Annotated in this window: 16 protein-coding genes; 9 read left to right on the top strand and 7 right to left on the bottom strand. The window is 39.7% G+C overall.

What is annotated here, in order from left to right:
* Positions 1-9: 9 nt before the first annotated feature.
* Positions 10-984 (bottom strand): polyprenyl synthetase family protein, encoded by a 975-nt coding sequence (locus IE080_RS06605; protein WP_189579700.1) that lies wholly within the window; start codon positions 982-984, stop codon positions 10-12.
* 220 nt (positions 985-1,204) lie between these two features.
* Between IE080_RS06605 and IE080_RS06600 the strand changes: the two genes are divergently transcribed.
* From IE080_RS06600 to IE080_RS06590, 3 genes are read left to right on the top strand one after another with little or no spacing between them, the layout of a single operon-like run.
* Positions 1,205-2,902 carry a 1-acyl-sn-glycerol-3-phosphate acyltransferase gene (locus tag IE080_RS06600; RefSeq protein ID WP_189579698.1) on the top strand — a complete coding sequence of 566 codons (1,698 nt, stop codon included), beginning with the start codon at positions 1,205-1,207 and terminating at the stop codon, positions 2,900-2,902.
* Positions 2,880-3,941 carry an NAD(P)H-dependent glycerol-3-phosphate dehydrogenase gene (locus IE080_RS06595; RefSeq protein ID WP_189579696.1) on the top strand — a complete coding sequence of 354 codons (1,062 nt, stop codon included), beginning with the start codon at positions 2,880-2,882 and terminating at the stop codon, positions 3,939-3,941. Before IE080_RS06600 ends, IE080_RS06595 begins: the two co-directional genes overlap by 23 nt.
* Before the next feature lie 12 nt (positions 3,942-3,953).
* A complete protein-coding gene (locus IE080_RS06590) occupies positions 3,954-5,231 on the top strand; it encodes an APC family permease (RefSeq protein WP_189579694.1) in 1,278 nt (425 codons plus the stop codon).
* 66 nt (positions 5,232-5,297) lie between these two features.
* On the opposite strand, the gene IE080_RS06585 is transcribed toward IE080_RS06590, so the two are convergent.
* From IE080_RS06585 to IE080_RS06575, 3 genes are all read right to left on the bottom strand, one after another.
* Complete coding sequence (locus IE080_RS06585) at positions 5,298-6,344, bottom strand: sensor histidine kinase (RefSeq protein WP_189579692.1); 1,047 nt, start codon at positions 6,342-6,344, stop codon at positions 5,298-5,300.
* A 3-nt stretch (positions 6,345-6,347) separates the two neighbouring features.
* The gene (locus IE080_RS06580) at positions 6,348-7,037 is read right to left on the bottom strand and encodes a response regulator transcription factor (protein WP_189579690.1); all 690 of its coding nucleotides are present in this window, start codon (positions 7,035-7,037) and stop codon (positions 6,348-6,350) included.
* A 149-nt stretch (positions 7,038-7,186) separates the two neighbouring features.
* Entirely contained in the window at positions 7,187-7,975 is a 789-nt protein-coding gene (locus IE080_RS06575; RefSeq protein ID WP_189579688.1) for a DUF3108 domain-containing protein, read from the bottom strand.
* Positions 7,976-8,137: 162 nt separating this feature from the next.
* Between IE080_RS06575 and recA the strand changes: the two genes are divergently transcribed.
* A complete protein-coding gene (gene recA / locus IE080_RS06570; protein ID WP_189579686.1) occupies positions 8,138-9,169 on the top strand; it encodes a recombinase RecA in 1,032 nt (343 codons plus the stop codon).
* Positions 9,170-9,248: 79 nt separating this feature from the next.
* Here the strand turns inward: recA and IE080_RS06565 are convergent, their stop codons facing one another.
* The gene (locus IE080_RS06565; RefSeq protein ID WP_189579684.1) at positions 9,249-10,493 is read right to left on the bottom strand and encodes an ABC transporter permease; all 1,245 of its coding nucleotides are present in this window, start codon (positions 10,491-10,493) and stop codon (positions 9,249-9,251) included.
* Positions 10,494-10,619: 126 nt separating this feature from the next.
* On the opposite strand from IE080_RS06565, the gene queA reads away from it, so the two are divergent.
* The 5 genes from queA (at position 10,620) to IE080_RS06540 (ending at position 15,189) form a co-directional block, all read left to right on the top strand.
* Positions 10,620-11,669, top strand: a complete 1,050-nt coding sequence (queA, locus tag IE080_RS06560) for a tRNA preQ1(34) S-adenosylmethionine ribosyltransferase-isomerase QueA (protein WP_189579682.1) — start codon at positions 10,620-10,622, stop codon at positions 11,667-11,669.
* A 109-nt stretch (positions 11,670-11,778) separates the two neighbouring features.
* Complete coding sequence (locus IE080_RS06555) at positions 11,779-12,459, top strand: 2-C-methyl-D-erythritol 4-phosphate cytidylyltransferase (protein ID WP_189579680.1); 681 nt, start codon at positions 11,779-11,781, stop codon at positions 12,457-12,459.
* A gap of 117 nt (positions 12,460-12,576) precedes the next feature.
* Complete coding sequence (locus tag IE080_RS06550; RefSeq protein WP_189579678.1) at positions 12,577-13,374, top strand: LiaF transmembrane domain-containing protein; 798 nt, start codon at positions 12,577-12,579, stop codon at positions 13,372-13,374.
* Between the two features lie 65 nt (positions 13,375-13,439).
* Positions 13,440-14,495 carry a sensor histidine kinase gene (locus IE080_RS06545; RefSeq protein ID WP_189579676.1) on the top strand — a complete coding sequence of 352 codons (1,056 nt, stop codon included), beginning with the start codon at positions 13,440-13,442 and terminating at the stop codon, positions 14,493-14,495.
* Complete coding sequence (locus IE080_RS06540) at positions 14,470-15,189, top strand: LytR/AlgR family response regulator transcription factor (RefSeq protein WP_189579674.1); 720 nt, start codon at positions 14,470-14,472, stop codon at positions 15,187-15,189. Before IE080_RS06545 ends, IE080_RS06540 begins: the two co-directional genes overlap by 26 nt.
* A 32-nt stretch (positions 15,190-15,221) precedes the next feature.
* On the opposite strand, the gene IE080_RS06535 is transcribed toward IE080_RS06540, so the two are convergent.
* Positions 15,222-15,443, bottom strand: coding sequence for a DUF2795 domain-containing protein (locus tag IE080_RS06535; protein WP_008625540.1), 222 nt, complete (start codon positions 15,441-15,443; stop codon positions 15,222-15,224).
* 76 nt (positions 15,444-15,519) lie between these two features.
* On the bottom strand, positions 15,520-16,767 hold the full coding sequence (locus tag IE080_RS06530) for a DUF349 domain-containing protein (RefSeq protein ID WP_189579672.1): 1,248 nt from the start codon (positions 16,765-16,767) through the stop codon (positions 15,520-15,522).
* Positions 16,768-16,783 lie beyond the last annotated feature (16 nt).

The raw sequence follows: 16,783 nt of genomic DNA, 5'->3' as shown, positions 1-16,783 counted from the left end.
GAAAAAAAACTATTTCTTCCTTTCTATTGTGTAACGAACCAATGCTTCCAATGATGTTTTATATTCGGATTCAGGAAACTCTTTCAATAAATCCAAGGCTTCTTCTAAGTAAGTATTCATCACTTGCGTAGCATAATCCATCCCACCTGATTTCTTTACAAAATCAATTACTTGATTGACAGCTTTTTTATCCTCGTTTTTATTTCGGATAAGATAGATGATTTTCTTCTTCTCCAACCAAGACGCATGGTTCAAAGCATATATCAAGGGTAAAGTCATCTTCTTTTCCTTGATATCAATTCCTAGTGGCTTACCGATTTCATCCTCTCCATAATCAAACAAATCATCTTTGATTTGGAATGCCATCCCTACTTTTTCACCAAATAAACGCATGCGCTCTATCACTTCCTCCGATGCACCGGTAGTAGAGGCACCCACGGCACAGCAGGAGGCTATTAAACTAGCGGTTTTTTGACGGATAATGGTATAATAAACTTCCTCAGTGATATCCAGCTTGCGGGCTTTCGCAATTTGCAGCAACTCCCCTTCTGACATCTCTCTCACTGCATGGGAAACAATTCTAAGTAATTCAAACTCTCCATGGTCCACAGAAAGCAGCAATCCTCGTGATAACAAATAATCACCTACCAATACGGCGATCTTATTTTTCCATAAGGCATTGACCGAGAAAAAACCTCTCCTATAGTTGGCATCATCTACCACGTCATCATGTACCAAAGTAGCTGTATGCAACAGTTCTATCAAAGCCGCACCTCTATAGGTGGATTCCTGAATTCCTCCACACACTCCCGCCGTCAAAAACACAAACATAGGCCGCATCTGCTTCCCCTTACGTCTGACGATGTAATTGGTAATATGATCCAATAGCTTGACCTTACTTTTCATAAAGTCACGGAATTTTTTCTCAAATTCCACCATTTCGGAAGAAATGGGTGCTTGTATTTGCTTAAGGTCAGCTTTCATAGGAAATTAACGATGCAATTATACAACGGAATAAAGCACTGTCAAAAAAGCGCTTGGAATATTTATCGGGTATAATGCAAGATTTTGCAACTTTTCAATAGATTAATAGGCCATTTTAGATGATTACATCTGATAGTTAAATCAACTTCTCAGCAAAAAGTTCTATCCATAGGCTTCTATTTTTTACTATCTTTGTTTTTACCCAAAAAGAAATCCTGCATTGGAAACCGAATACATCAAACATAAATACGAGCCTATTCTACCTCTCAAAGATGAATGGCCCGTTGTCCGCTTGAGTAAAAACCGTAAGGATTTTGTCAAAAAGGTTGCAGAATCCAGTAAAAAAGCCATATTAGAAATTACTAATGGTCAAGTGGACTTGCTGAAGGAGGAGCTTGAGACAACCCTTTACCGGGAAAAACAGCGCATCAAACAAAACCCTTGGGACGTAGATCCAGAGGATGATTACGATTTTTGGAATGATGTCAAATCTGCTTTGGTTCAGATATCCGCTGATACCACACTATCAAAGGCAGAAAAAAAAGAGCAGTATATCAGTATTCTCGATAAAATCACCAACCGATACGCTGAGGAAATCGCAAGTAACTTCGTACACTCGCATTATAAGTTGACAAGAAGAATAGTGACTTTCGGTTTTGGCCGATTGCTTAATGCTGCACGTGTTAAAGGTTTTAAATCTCTTTTCAGTAATCAGTATTCACTTCAGGACAAAATCCAAATTGTTGGCGCTACGGATGAAATCCGGGAACTAGCATCCAAGGGTACCATTGTGATGGTTCCTACCCATTTTTCCAACTTGGATAGTATCCTTATCGGTTGGATTATCTCGGTATTGGGACTTCCACCCTTTATCTATGGTGCAGGACTCAACCTATTCAATATTCAGATTTTTGCCTATTTCATGAATGCACTTGGAGCATATAAAGTGGATAGAAGAAAAAAGAATTTGTTGTATTTGGAGACCTTGAAAACCTACTCTTCGGAAGCTATCCAATACGGAGCGCACAGTTTGTTTTTCCCAGGAGGCACGCGCTCTCGCAGTGGAATGATTGAGAGCAAATTGAAAATGGGATTGCTAAGCACTGCTATTGAAGCGCAGCGAATGAATTACCAAAAAGGATTGACAGATGTCGGAGGGAAAGTATTTATTGTGCCTGTAACTATCAACTATCACTTTGTATTGGAAGCCCCTTCCTTAATTCAGGAATATCTGACCATCACCGGTCAGGAGCGGTATTATCGGGAAACGGATGAATTTTCTACTTCTTACAAAATCTCCAAATTCCTGGTAAAGTTCTTCACCAAAGGCTCTGACATTTCTGTGTCTATTGGTAAAGCCATGGACATCATGGGTAACTACGTAGACAATGAGGGTAATAGTTACGATAAAAATGGACGGATCATCAACACCCAAGACTACTTCACTTACAATGGAAAAGTCAACGTAGATCAACAACGGGAAGAAGAGTACACCAAGCGTCTTGCCGATCGGATTGTAGAAGAATTCCATAAAAACAACCGGGTGTTCAGTTCGCATTTAGTAGCATTTACTGCCTTTCAAATGATCAAAGCAGAAAACAGAAAACTTGATTTGTTTAATTTACTTCGATTACCAGAAGAAGAAATTGAATTAGATTATGAGCTTTTCAAGCAAAGATGCGAAGAAGTATTGAAGAAAATCCTGGAACTGAAATCCGAAGGTAAAGTCAATACTGCTCCTCATTTGATGCAAGAAATGGATGCGCTTATCGCTCACGGACTTGACAATGTAGGTATGTACCATGCCAAGCGCCCCCTCATTCGCAACCAAGCAGGCAACATTGTCACCCAAGACATGAATTTACTTTATTTCTATCACAATAGATTACATGGATATGAGCTCGAAAAACTCTTCTAAACCCAAAGCAATTGGCGTAGTGGGCATGGGCAGTTTTGGTACAGCCATAGCCAATATACTTGCAGAAAAAAATCAGGTGATCGCATTCGTCCGAAGAACAGACTTAGTCGATGAGATCAACCAACAACATACAGTGGATGGGCAAACTATTCATGCTAATATTCGGGCGACACAAGACCCGGCACATATCTGTGAAAACTGCGACGTACTCTTTTTCATGGTTGCTTCTTCTGGTTTTCAGGCAGTAATTCGCTCATTTGCACCCTATCTCTACCCCTACCACATGATTATCCATGGTACGAAAGGATTGTGTCTTTCCCTACCAGAAGGGAAATCTTTGGAACAATTGCCAAAAATCAAGCGGGAGAATATACTTACGATGAGTGAGGTGATTCTCAAAGAGACCGTGGTTGTACGTGTAGGCTGCCTTGCAGGACCTAATCTTGCAAGAGAATTGATGCTTGGACATCCCGCAGCTACCGTAATTGCCAGTCCTTACAATGAGGTAATCCTAGAAGGACAGCGACTGCTACGTTCAGAGAAATTTCAAGTCTATGGAAATTCGGACATCATAGGTGTCGAGTTATCCGGGGTGCTTAAAAACATCATTGCGATTGCAGCTGGAGCTTTGGCCGGCATGGGTCTAGGAGAAAATGCCAAAGGTCTTTTGGTATCAAGAGGTATGGTAGAAATGGCCTATCTTGGAAATGCGCTCGGTGGCAGCATCAAATCCTTTATTGGCCTGGCAGGAATCGGTGATTTGGTCACAACCTGTAATTCAACACTTTCTCGAAACTACACCGTAGGTTACAGATTGGCACAGGGTGAGAGTTTGACAGAGATCGAGCAAACCATGCAGGAAACGGCAGAAGGCATCAATACAATCAAAGTGATGAAAGCCTTTTTGGAAGGAAAAGGAAATATGCGTGCTCCTATCACTGAAAATCTATACAAAGTACTTTTCGAAGACCTTAAAATTGAAGAAGCGCTGCAATACCTGATGAAATATCCATTTAGTGTAGACGTGGATTTCCTCTAAAAACGAATTACCTTGGAGCAAAAACCAACTTCACTCAAACGTGGCATTCAGCGCTGGGATTTAGTATTCCTCATCATCAACTCCGTAATAGGAGCTGGTATTTTTGCACTACCTGCAAAGGTTTTTGCATTATCAGGAGTATATTCCATTGCTGCGTTTTTGGTTTGCGCTTTGGTAATGGTAGTGCTGATTTTGGTTTTTGCAGAAGTCAGTTCACGCTTTGACAAAACAGGAGGCCCATACCTCTATGTACATACTGCATTTGGCCCCATTCCTGCCTTTATTATTGGCTGGTTATTGATGCTGACCCGGCTTTTCAGCTACGCGACTTTGATAAATTTACTGATTCTATACCTTACCTTTTTTTCGGGCTTTTTTGCACAGGAGGGAGTAAGGATAGGAATGATTTTATTGATTACAGGCATCATCACCTATTTCAATTGGATTGGAGTGAAAAACACTGCTAAGGTAAGTAATGTCTTAACCGTTGCCAAGTTGATACCACTGGCTTTGTTTATAGTCGTTGGCTTCTTCTATATTAACACGGACTTGTTAGAGCCAGGACCGATGCCAAGTTTAACAGATTTCTCAGCTTCCACCTTGCTTTTGATTTTTGCATTTGGAGGATTTGAAGCAGGATTGGTCAATAGCGGTGAAATTGTCAACCCCAAGAAAAATTTACCTTTTGGATTGATGATGGCAGCTACCATCATCGCGAGCTTTTATATTTTGATCCAAGTGGTATCCATCGGTACCTTACCCGACTTAGCCAATTCCGACAAACCAGTAGCCGATGCAGCCGGACAGATGCTCGGATGGTGGGGAGGCACATTCATTACGATTGGTGCAGTGATTTCTATTTTGGGTACTTTAAATGTACAAATCCTGAGTGGTTCAAGACTCCCGTTTGCTCTAAGCGGTGAAGATCAGTTACCGACGATTTTTGGAAAAATCCATCCAAAATTTGCTACACCGCATATTTCCATCCTATTCTTCTCTAGCTTAGTTGCCTTCGTGGCAATTGTTTGGGGCTTTATGAATTCATTGGCAGTCTCTGTTATAGCACGTCTGATTTTATATGCACTTGTTTGTGCCTCCTTGATCAAACTTCGCTCTACCTCTACCAGTAAAGATTACTTCCGCGTTCGATACGGAAATGCCTTAGCCATTATCGGAATCCTGGCCACCCTCTGGCTCCTCTCCGGCACCCAAGCCAAAGAAATCTGGGACACAATCTTATGGACAGGAATAGGAGTGGTAATTTTTGTTTTCCATAAATGGAAAAAATAAAGGATTTGAAACCCTTAGAGTAAAGGAATAAAAAACTAAACCAACGGTTCAATCTAAGTCTACAGCCTAGCCTTCTACCTTCTCTAATGGAAGATCAAAACTAAACAACGACCCTTTACCAACGGTACTACTGACAGAAATTTTACTTTTATGTCCTTCTAAAATATGCTTCACGATCGCTAATCCCAAGCCGGTGCCTCCCGCTTCCCGGTTTCTGCTTTTTTCGACTCTATAAAACCGCTCGAAAATGCGCTTGATATCTTCCGGGGGAATACCTTTACCATTGTCCTTGACTTCAACTGAAATATGGTTCTTATGGGCTTTGAGGTTCACTTCTACTTCCCCCCCATCATTATTGTATTTGATGGCATTATAAATCAGATTTTGACAAACACGGAATATCTTATCCTTATCTGCTTTTGTCATAAATTCTTTTTCCTTATCGTAAAAATAACGGATCAATACATCCCGCTTATTGGCCTTTTGCTCCAACTCTTCAATTACCTCATGTAGTAACTCCTTCATGTCAAAAACCTCGAAATTAAATTTAACTACCCCGCTCTCCATTTGATTAAGTGTCAGAAGATCGTGAACCAATTTATCCAAAGCATTCAGACTCTTAGCTGCACGTTTGAGAAATTTCAAACGGACTGACTTATCTTCCACAGCACCATCCAGCAAGGTATGTATATATCCTAAAGCAGCAAAAATGGGAGTTTTCAATTCGTGCGAAATATCTGCGATAAAATCCTTCCTAAATTCCGCATTCTTTTTAAGCGTCTCAATTTCTTGATTTTTGGCCTGTGCATACGAATTGATTGTCTTATTGATCCGCTTCAAAGGAGAAATTGATAGGCCGTCAAATTTTTCAGAAGCAATGGAGTAATCCTTTTTTTGAATCTTCTCCAACACCGAGTAGATATTGCTAATTTCCTTAAAAATCAAAAACTCCAACGTTACGTTGATCAATATGTATGAGACTGAAAAAGAAATACCACCCGCTACCAATAATAAGGTAGGGGTGGAAGTATCGATTAAGGATATAAACGCAACAGTTAAGGCAGAAATCGCTAATCCTAAAATAAAGGATATCCCTCGGGATGTTGTAAACATAGTTTAATTCAAATCGAACTTATAACCTACTCCTTTTACAGTAGTGATATAATCTTCGCCAATCTTTTCACGTACTTTTCTAATATGTACATCTACTGTTCGGGCCAATACATACACATCCGCACCCCAAATATTCTGCAAGAGATCATCTCTACTAAACACTATATTAGGGTTTTTGGCCAAAAAATACAACAATTCGAATTCTTTCTTAGGCAAGGTGATGATGGTACCACGTTGATCGATGGTATAACTCGTCCGGTCAATGATTAAATCCTTGATCTTGATTTGCGTAAATTCCTGCTCCTTTTTGGATTCTCTGCGAAATAAAGCCGCAATTCTGCTCATCAATGCTCTTGGCTTGATTGGCTTGGTAATGTAGTCATCTGCACCCACATCAAAGGCCGCAACTTCTGAGTATTCTTCCGAACGGGCAGTAAGAAAAATAATAAAGGTATTTTTCAAATCAGGAATTTCCCGCATCTGCCTGCAGGTCTCCACCCCATCTTGATTAGGCATCATGATATCCAGCAAGATTACGTCAGGCACAAACTTGCTGGCAACTTTTACAGCCTTGATACCATCTTCAGCAGACTCTACTTCGTAGCCTTCCTTTTTCAGGTTATATGTCAGCAAATCGACAATGTCCGGCTCGTCATCAACAACGAGTACTTTCACTTTTGGTTTATCGCTCATGTAGAAATAGCGTTTTTAGCAGCGCTAAGATATTGCTAAGTTAAAAAAAGACTCTTGATAAAAATAGAATTAACGATTTTAGCCACAAAAGACAACATTAAATTTTTATTAAGCTCGCAAATATTAAGCTAGTGTTACGAAGATATCATCTAATTATTACGCAAGCCTTTCACCTCCATTACCTCCATGTCCAAGGAGCCAACCATCAATTTTGCTTTAATTTTTAACGGTATTTTGTTTTGATCATTGGAAACCCATACCGTCACAGGTTGCTCTCCTCTGAATAATTTGTTTTTGGGAATAATTGGGGACAATTTGAAAGTTTCAAACTTTCCTAAATTGGTATCAATTGTTTCCTTCCCTTGAAAAACCATCCTCAAATTATACACCTCTTTATCAAAAAAACCTGTCAATAGGATCGTCTCTCCTTTTTTGAGTTTACTAAGATCCATGGTTCTCAAGTAATAAAAACCACTGACAATATCCTGCACATTAGCCGGTACTGTGTAATCTTTGGTACTCACCACCTCTCTATTTTCTCTATCAAAAAGCTTCACATGGGCATTCTTTTTTTGATGATCAAAAAAGACATGCTCATGCTTTCGATAACTACCCTCCTCTATATGTCGGTAGGATTTATGAGGAATCATCCGTACAGTGTCAATATAGCTACCCCAATTATCATTCACTTTAAATAGCTTAAATACCCCTAACGTAGAACCGAACACATCCATTTTGTAGGTTGGACGATTATTTAAAGAAGTCACTTTCGGGTCCACCACCATTTTTGCCTCAGCTGCATTCAAAAAGCCATAGCTGACTTTAAATGTCAATTCCTCTCCTGGTTTAAAGGCAGTATTTTTCTGCCCAATGCTTGGAAAACTTAAGCAAAGGAAACAAAGCGTGACAATTACTGACAATAGTCGACTATTTTTCATGAAAATCATGGTTACTCTAAGTGCATTTCAAATCTTATTCCAATATTAGCAGATAAATTAAGGATTCGAGAAACAATTACGTAAACTCTCGGATTATCGTTGAAGGTTCAAGTATGAATCTTTATTTTCAATCATGCAAATCATTGAATTGTTAACACAGATATGAGCGCCAATACTGAAAAATTAAAAGCACTCCAGTTGACCATAGACAAACTGGAAAAGACGTACGGAAAAGGTACTGTCATGAAGTTGAGTGATAACAAAGTGCAGGATATACCGGCTATTTCAACTGGTTCTTTGGGCTTGGATATGGCTTTAGGAATAGGAGGAATCCCAAGAGGTAGGGTAATCGAAATCTACGGGCCAGAATCTTCCGGTAAGACAACCTTGACTATGCATTGTATCGCAGAAGCTCAAAAAGCAGGTGGACTGGCGGCCTTTATCGATGCAGAACATGCTTTTGACAAAACTTACGCAGAAAAATTAGGCATTGATACCGAAAACTTATTGATTTCACAACCTGACAATGGTGAGCAAGCCTTGGAAATTGCGGAACATTTAATCCGTTCCGGCGCTATAGACATTATCGTCATAGACTCCGTGGCAGCCTTAGTACCAAAAGGTGAATTGGAGGGTGATATGGGAGAAAGCAAAATGGGTTTACAGGCCCGATTGATGTCCCAAGCCTTGAGAAAATTGACAGGTGCTATCAACAAAACCGGTTGTGCTTGCATTTTCATCAATCAGTTACGTGATAAAATCGGCGTGATGTTCGGTAGCCCTGAGACGACCACCGGTGGTAATGCCCTGAAGTTTTATGCATCCGTTCGTTTGGATATCCGTAGAATCGGTCAAATTAAGGAAGGTGCAGACAATGTCTTAGGAAATAGAACCAAAGTAAAAGTGGTTAAAAATAAAGTAGCCCCTCCTTTTAAAGTAGTAGAATTTGACATCATGTATGGTCAGGGAATCTCTAAAGTAGGTGAGATTATTGACTTGGGTGTGGAGTTTGAAATCATCAAAAAGGCTGGATCTTGGTTCTCTTATGAAGGCAATAAACTTGGACAGGGAAGAGATTCTGTAAAGAACCTCTTGCTAGACAATCCAGAATTGATGGAAGAATTGGAAAAAAAGATCAAAGAAAAATCTGGTTTAATTATTGGCGCTAATCCAACTCCTGAATTGGAAGATTAAATTATTCGAAATACACATTATAAAAGCAGCTAAGGAAATTCAGCTGCTTTTTTATTTTATGCATACTTCAGTCTACACATTAGACAGCTCGAATCGCTTCCACCGGATCCATTCTAGCAGCGAGGGTAGCTGGAACAATTCCTGACGCAATTCCAATGACAGAAGAAATCCCTAAGCCAAGAACCAAATTCTTAAAGGACAGCACAAGTTCTAAGCTTCCGAGAGGAATAAACGTCATTCCAAATACAATGATTATCCCTGCTATCCCACCAATCATACTCAAAAACATTGCTTCAAACAAAAACTGAAAGAGAATAAAGTAATTTTTTGCTCCTAAGGATTTTTGAATTCCAATAATACTTGTCCGCTCTTTTACTGAGACAAACATAATATTTGCAATCCCAAAACCTCCCACCAAAATAGAAAAGCCACCAATCACCCATCCAGCTGTACTGATTACATCAAAAATAGACCCGATGGTATTCATTAAAAACTCAGACTTATTCAAGGAGAAATTATCTTCCTGCGTTGGTTTTAGGCCTCTTTTTGCCCGTAAGAGACCTATCAACTCATTTTCCAATTCCACCAAACCAATATCCGTATCCAATCCTTTGACAGCAATAGAGGGCTCAATGCCATTAGGACCAACATAGTATAGCTTAGTGAAGCTTCCATAAGGAATCATGACTGCCTCATCCTTAGAAGAAATCTCTAAAAGTCCCTCTCCTTCTTCCTCAAAAAGACCAACGACTACAAACTTGGATCCTTTGATTTTCAATTCCTTTCCAAGTGGATCAGCATTTGGGAAAAGCGTATTGGCGACTTTCACCCCTATCATAGCTACATTCCTAGAAGCATTTACTTCTTGTTCTGTAAAGTATCTACCAGCCTCTAGGGAAACATCATAGACGTCTTGATAAGAAAAAGTAACACCTGTAATATTGGTCCCTCGGTATGCATTACTACCTGCTTGCACCGTACTATTTGCTCCAGCCGAAAATGCAACTCCTTCTGCATTTCTAAGCTTATCCCGCAAAAACTGATACTCGGTATAGGTATTATATGGCCTTCTGAAATACTTCCACCAAGGGTAATCAGGACCTCCTACAAAATCAAAACGATTAACAGTTACCACATTAGTACCCAAAAAGCTAAAACTTGATTTGATGTTTTTTTCTAGGGAATCGACCAGAGTAAAAACCGCGATTATAGCAAAAATACCTACAGTTACTCCCAATAGGGAAAGGATGGTACGGGTCAAGTTAGATTTCAATGCCTGCATGGCAAATCGAATACTTTCCCAAATTAATTTCAGATAGAGCACGGCTTCAACTAGTTGGTTTAAAACAAAAATGCAATATAGATAGATTTCGGGAATTTTATTTTGTATCTTTGCACTTTTTACAGAGTAATTCAAACTCAAAAAAAGCGAAAATTCTATTCATTCTATATGAAGTTATCAGACTTTAAATTCGACATCCCCAAAAAGTTAATTTCCTTATACCCTACAGACAATCGTGATGAGTCCCGGTTGATGGTAGTCAATAGAAAAACTGGTGAAATTGAGCACCGAATTTTCAAGGACATTATCGAGTACTTTGGCGAAGGAGATGTATTTGTCATCAATGACACAAAAGTGTTCCCTGCCAGATTGTATGGAAACAAAGAAAAAACAGGTGCAAAAATTGAGGTATTCCTGTTGAGAGAGTTAAATCAAGAATTGCGTCTATGGGATGTATTGGTAGATCCTGCCAGAAAAATCCGTGTAGGCAATAAACTATATTTCGGTGATTCAGACTTAGTGGCTGAAGTCATCGATAACACCACTTCCAGAGGACGTACTATCCGATTCTTATTTGATGGTTCTGATGAGGAGTTTTACAAAACTATCGACTCTTTGGGAGAAACCCCTTTATTGAAGGAGTATATTGAGCGTAAAGTAGAATTGGAAGACCGTGAGCGTTACCAAACTATTTTCGCTAGCCACGTAGGTGCTGTTGCTGCTCCAACTGCTGGACTTCACTTTACGCCTCATCTATTGAAGCGTTTGGAGTTGAAAGGTGTAGAAGTTAGCCCTATCACCTTACATATTGGTTTGGGTACTTTCAGAAAAGTCGATGTGGAAGACTTGACTAAGCACAAGATGGATTCTGAAAATTACGATATCCCAACTAAAACTGTCGATCTTGTCAATGAGGCATTAGATAATAAAAAGCGTGTGGTTGCTGTAGGTACTACATCTTTGAAAACAATTGAGTCATCCGTAACCGCTAATTCCCGTCTGAAGGAGAGTAGTGGCTGGACAGATAAGTTTATCATTCCTCCGTACGAGTTTAAAATTGCCAACTCATTGATCACCAATTTCCACTTGCCTGAATCTACGCTATTGATGACAGCTGCTGCTTTTGGTGGTTATGATTTGATTATGAAAGCTTATCAAGAGGCTATTAAAGAGAAATACAGATTCTTCTCCTATGGAGATGCAATGTTAATCCTTTAATCTCTCAACTATTCAAACGAAGACCTGCTTAAACCAAGGCAGGTCTTTTTGTTTATCCCTTTTCTAAATTTACATTAAGCCTTATTTTTGACGACCTAATTGAAGTTTTATGAAAAAATATGCATTGATAGTAGCCGGTGGAAGTGGAACACGTATGGGAAGCCCCATAGCCAAACAATACCTACCTATTGGCGCCAAGCCTGTATTGATGCATACCCTACAAAGATTTCATGAGTTTGATGCAGAGATGGACTTGATTTTAGTTATTCCAGGTTCCGACACAGATTATTGGAAAAGCCTTTGCAAAGAATATGATTTCCATATTCCACATCAACTTGTAGCAGGTGGCCAAACCCGCTTTCAATCCGTAAAGAATGGTCTCAATGCAATTCAAAGCCTTGATGGTTTAGTGGCTATCCACGATGGTGTACGGCCCTTTGTACACTTGGAAGTCATCCATCAGAGTTTTCAGACAGCTTCCATCACAGGAAGTGCCATAGCAGTCGTGGAGTTAAAGGACTCTATCCGAAAAGTGGAAGAAAACGGAAGCTCCACCTTTCAAAATAGATCCGCATACCGATTGGTCCAAACACCCCAAACTTTTCAATTAGCCAAAATCAAGCAAGCATTTGAAACAGAAGAATCTCCAGCTTTTACTGATGATGCGACGGTTTACGAACATCAAGGATGGCAGGTAAGTCTTATACCCGGTAATCTGGAAAACATCAAATTGACCACACAGGACGATCTCCGCTTTGCAACTTTTATCCTCGGTGAAAAAACAAGCTGACATTCACCGATAAAAAACTGCCATTCACCGAGAATTGCCTGCTAATGACCTATTCTCCCTCAGAAAGCCTAGCTGAGTATCCTATTTTTGAATCATCAAACATTCAACTATACGACAATGGCAACTAAAAACATCAACTCCGGAAACTCTGACCTGACCGCAGGTTTGATCGTACTTTTGGTAGGTGTGGTACTCCTGCTAAAGGCCTTAGGCTTTGTATTTCCATTTTGGTTAATTTCCTGGCCAATGCTTTTGATAGCTATCGGCTTGGTGATATTGGCGAGACATAACTTCCAAAATGGTTTTGGTATCTTCTTGGTGATATTTGGAGGAGTTGCGCTAGTAAGCAAATACTTCAGCTTACCCTTTGAACTCAAACCCTTCATCATTCCCGGTGGCTTAATTCTCTTTGGTTTGTACCTTATGTTGAAAAGGAGCAGAGATAACCAAAAATTCAATGAAGATTTCTTTAGAAACTACAATGCTCCTAAAAAGGAGACCCCTGAGCTGAGCGAAACGCCAATAATTCCTGAGGCTAGCGAGTCCAAACAAAACTTCTCCGGCTTTGACCACGCAGAAGTCTTGAATGCTCAAGCACTGTTTACGGGAATCCAACGCAGAATTTTCTCCAAAAACTTCAAAGGAGGCAAGGTTTCCGCCACATTTGGAGGTACTGAAATCGACTTTTCACAAGCAGATATCGATGGTGAAGCCGCCATCAACTTAGAGGTTGCTTTTGGAGGAGTGAAATTGGTTGTGCCTCCACACTGGGATGTGCAAGTGAATATCGGTACAGTCTTCGCCGCTGGCGTAGAAGATAAGCGCTTCTACAATCCAACAAAAGTAGATAAGACCAAAGTTTTAAAAATATACGGCTCCGTAGTATTTGGAGGACTTGAAATCAAATCCTTTTAGTAACTTAAGCAGCCCTAGGAGTTTGTTTGTGAACATCCTAGGGTTTTCACCAATCCTACCGAGCTATGCACCTTTTTCGACAAGGAATCAAAACCCACTGGATGGTCGTTCTGCTGATCGGAAGCAGTTGGACTATTGCAGTGGGCACTTTGTTACACTTTTATAGCTTAGGCTTATCTCATGCTATCCTAGAGTCCTGCTTACAAACGATCAGTATTTTGACAGGTGCATGGTTGCTTGGGAATATTTTCTATTTCTACATTCCTCAGAAAGGACAACTTTGGATTGGTATCGCTTTACCATTGGTATTTGCAACTGGTTTTACGGCTCTAGGCTATGCAGTGATCACATGGATTAGCCCTAGTCAAGAAACATATATTCAATTTCTTAAAAATAGTAGTTATCTAAAGGGCACCTACTTCTATTTATTATTCCAATTTTGGACTATTCTCTTACTTCTTGCAGGTAAACTGGAGGATCAACAGAAGATCAAAGAAACGGAAGCAAACTCGGCAAAGCTCGCCAAAGAGGCTGAAATGTATCATTTGAGACAGCAACTCCAGCCTCATTTTCTTTTCAACAGTCTTAATTCCATATCAGCCCTTGTAAAATCCCAACCGGAACAGGCTAGGGAAATGGTTGTAGAATTAGCTGACTTCCTCCGAGGGACTATTCGAAGAGATGGAAATCAATGGATCAGTATGGAGGAAGAACTTTCCCAAATAGAAAAGTTTCTTTACATAGAAAAAGTACGCTTTGGAAGTAGGCTTTTGGTAACAATCAGTCAGGATGAAGCATCCAAGAAACTAATGATTCCCCAGCTGATGATTCAACCTTTATTGGAGAATGCCATCAAGCATGGCCTCTATGGAATGACAGGGGAAGTACCTATTTCAGTTCAGATTTCAGAAAAAAGCGGTAACCTCATTATCAACATTCAAAATCCTTTTGACCCGCAGGCTGGCCAAGCCAAAGGCAGTGGCTTCGGCTTGGAAGCAGTCAATAGAAGACTGCAATTACTTTTTGGGAGAAGTGACCTCCTGAAAATCCAGCAAAGCACCAACACATTCTCGGTAGAACTAACCATACCACATTATGCAACTGAAAACAATCATCATTGACGACGAACCTTTGGCGACAACTTTGATTCAGGAATACCTTATAGACTTTCCGTCTATAGAAGTCTGTGCGGTTGCCCATAATGGGTTTGATGGGATGAAAGCCATCCAAACCCATCAGCCCGACTTCATCTTTTTGGATATAGAAATGCCCAAAATCAATGGACTAGAGCTACTGGAATTACTTGACCATCCCCCCGCAGTAATTTTCACTACGGCATATGAACAATACGCTGTCAAAGCTTTTGATAATGCAGCTGTGGATTATCTATTAAAACCCTTTTCCAAAAGCAGGTTTGCAAAGGCGATCGAAAAACTGCAAGGCAATCTCAAGCAGGCTACCGGAGGAACCGATATTCAAGAAGAATTCCTCAGCAGAATCGTATTAAAAGAAAAAGGAGAAATCATCATCATTCCGGTCAATGAAATCCGTTACCTTGAAGCTAATGACGACTATGTAAACATTTACAGCACGCATGGAAAACACTTAAAAAACAAAACACTCAGCTTTTATGAAAAAGGATTGGCTCGTTTGGAGTTTGTACGGGTCCATCGATCTTTTATTGTTAAGGTCTCCGAAATCACGAAGCTGGAATCCTATGAAAAAGATGCTTATATCGTACTCTTGAGTAATGGCGAGAAAATCCCTGTAAGCAAAACGGGATATACCAAACTCAAAAACGTACTTGGTCTGTAAAAACAAAAAGCCTCATCGCTGAGGCTTTGTTATTAATATTCGTCTTCGTTAAAGAAGAAATCATCTTTTGTTGGATAATCAGGCCAGATTTCCTCGATATTCTCGTAAGGCTCGCCATCATCCTCAAGTTCTTGGAGATTTTCTACTACCTCCAGTGGAGCACCTGAACGGATTGCATAATCAATCAACTCGTCTTTGGTTGCAGGCCATGGTGCATCTTCTAAATAAGATGCTAGTTCTAGTGTCCAGTACATAGCTTATTAATTTTTTGTTTGTGCCTCAACGGCTTGCAAAAATAGAAATTGTTTTAAATTTTCAACTGTTAACCAATTATTTATTTGAAAGTTCCTTCAAGATCTGATTTTTTACATCAACTTTTCTTTTGAAGGCACTCAACTTTCTTCTCAGCATAATTTCGAAATCCGGTTCATTGGTCCGAAACTTCTCTGCATTATCTCGGATAGTAGCCAGTTCAGTTTCATCTCTATGGATTAAATCCCTCAAGATTGCAGATTTGATTTTCTTCTGTTCCGCTATATCTTTTTGCCTGAAATCAGCATACTTGCCATTTGCAAGCTTATCCAAAAACTGCTTTTCAAAGACCATTTCAGAGAAGAACGTAAAGGAACGCATCAATAGATTTGCATCCTTTGGCTTTCGCTGAGGCAATCTCTTCCAATCAGCTTGGAGTTTCTTCGCAGACGAAATAACGGCAAAACTTGTTTCAGCATGCGCCAATTTTTTTATTTCTTCCAGCATCGACTCCATTTTCTTCATCAATTCCCATGGACGCATTTCAGGTTCTGTTTGCATAGAACGCTTAAATCTGCTGAAAATCCGATTATTCAACTTAGAAAATTCATCCCATAGCGGTTGTCTTCTTTCTGCTGGAACTTTACCCGCTGCTTTCCACTCTTTTTGGATTCTTTTGGAAATCTCAAAGGATAATTTCGGATCCTGCATAGCAAATGCATCTCTTGCCTGCTGCACAAGGGATTCGTACACTTTAATATTTTCTTCCGCCTGTAAGGCTAATCCTTCGAAGAAATTTTTCCTGTTTTCAAAGAAAGCGTCTACAATTCCGTTGAACTCTGCCTCCATACTGGCTTCCTGCTCCTTTTCAACAGGACCAGTTTTTATCCAGCGCATTTTTAGGTTTTTAAACTCCTCAGAAGTATTTTTCCAATCTGTATCATGCTGTAGAGCTTGAGCTTCAAGTATTAACCCTTTTTTAATTTCTAGATTCTTCTCTCTGTTTTTTTGAATGATATCTTCCAGATAGTTCTGTACTTTCTCCAAGTCCTCAATCAATGGAATAAAATCACCTAATGCATCGTATTGATACAAAGAGTCTTTCAGATGCAATAACTTCATCAGAAATGACCCTTTATTCTGGTTTACTTCGATGTCTTGTTTCAATTGACTGATTTTCTCAGTCAAGGTCACAAACCTATCCTCAAAATACTTTATCGTACTTGCTTCGTCTTCTTTTACTTCTCCAATCACCCGATCTGGCTGATTCAAAAATCCTTTGAGATAAACCTTGTTATCTTTGATGTACCCGTATGGATGCTCCATGGTTTAATAGGTTGGT

It is taken from the genome of Mongoliitalea lutea (assembly GCF_014652135.1).
Lineage (GTDB): Bacteria > Bacteroidota > Bacteroidia > Cytophagales > Cyclobacteriaceae > Mongoliitalea > Mongoliitalea lutea.
The sequence above is the reverse complement of the archived record's forward strand: the minus strand, read 5'-3'. Positions and strand labels throughout refer to the sequence as shown.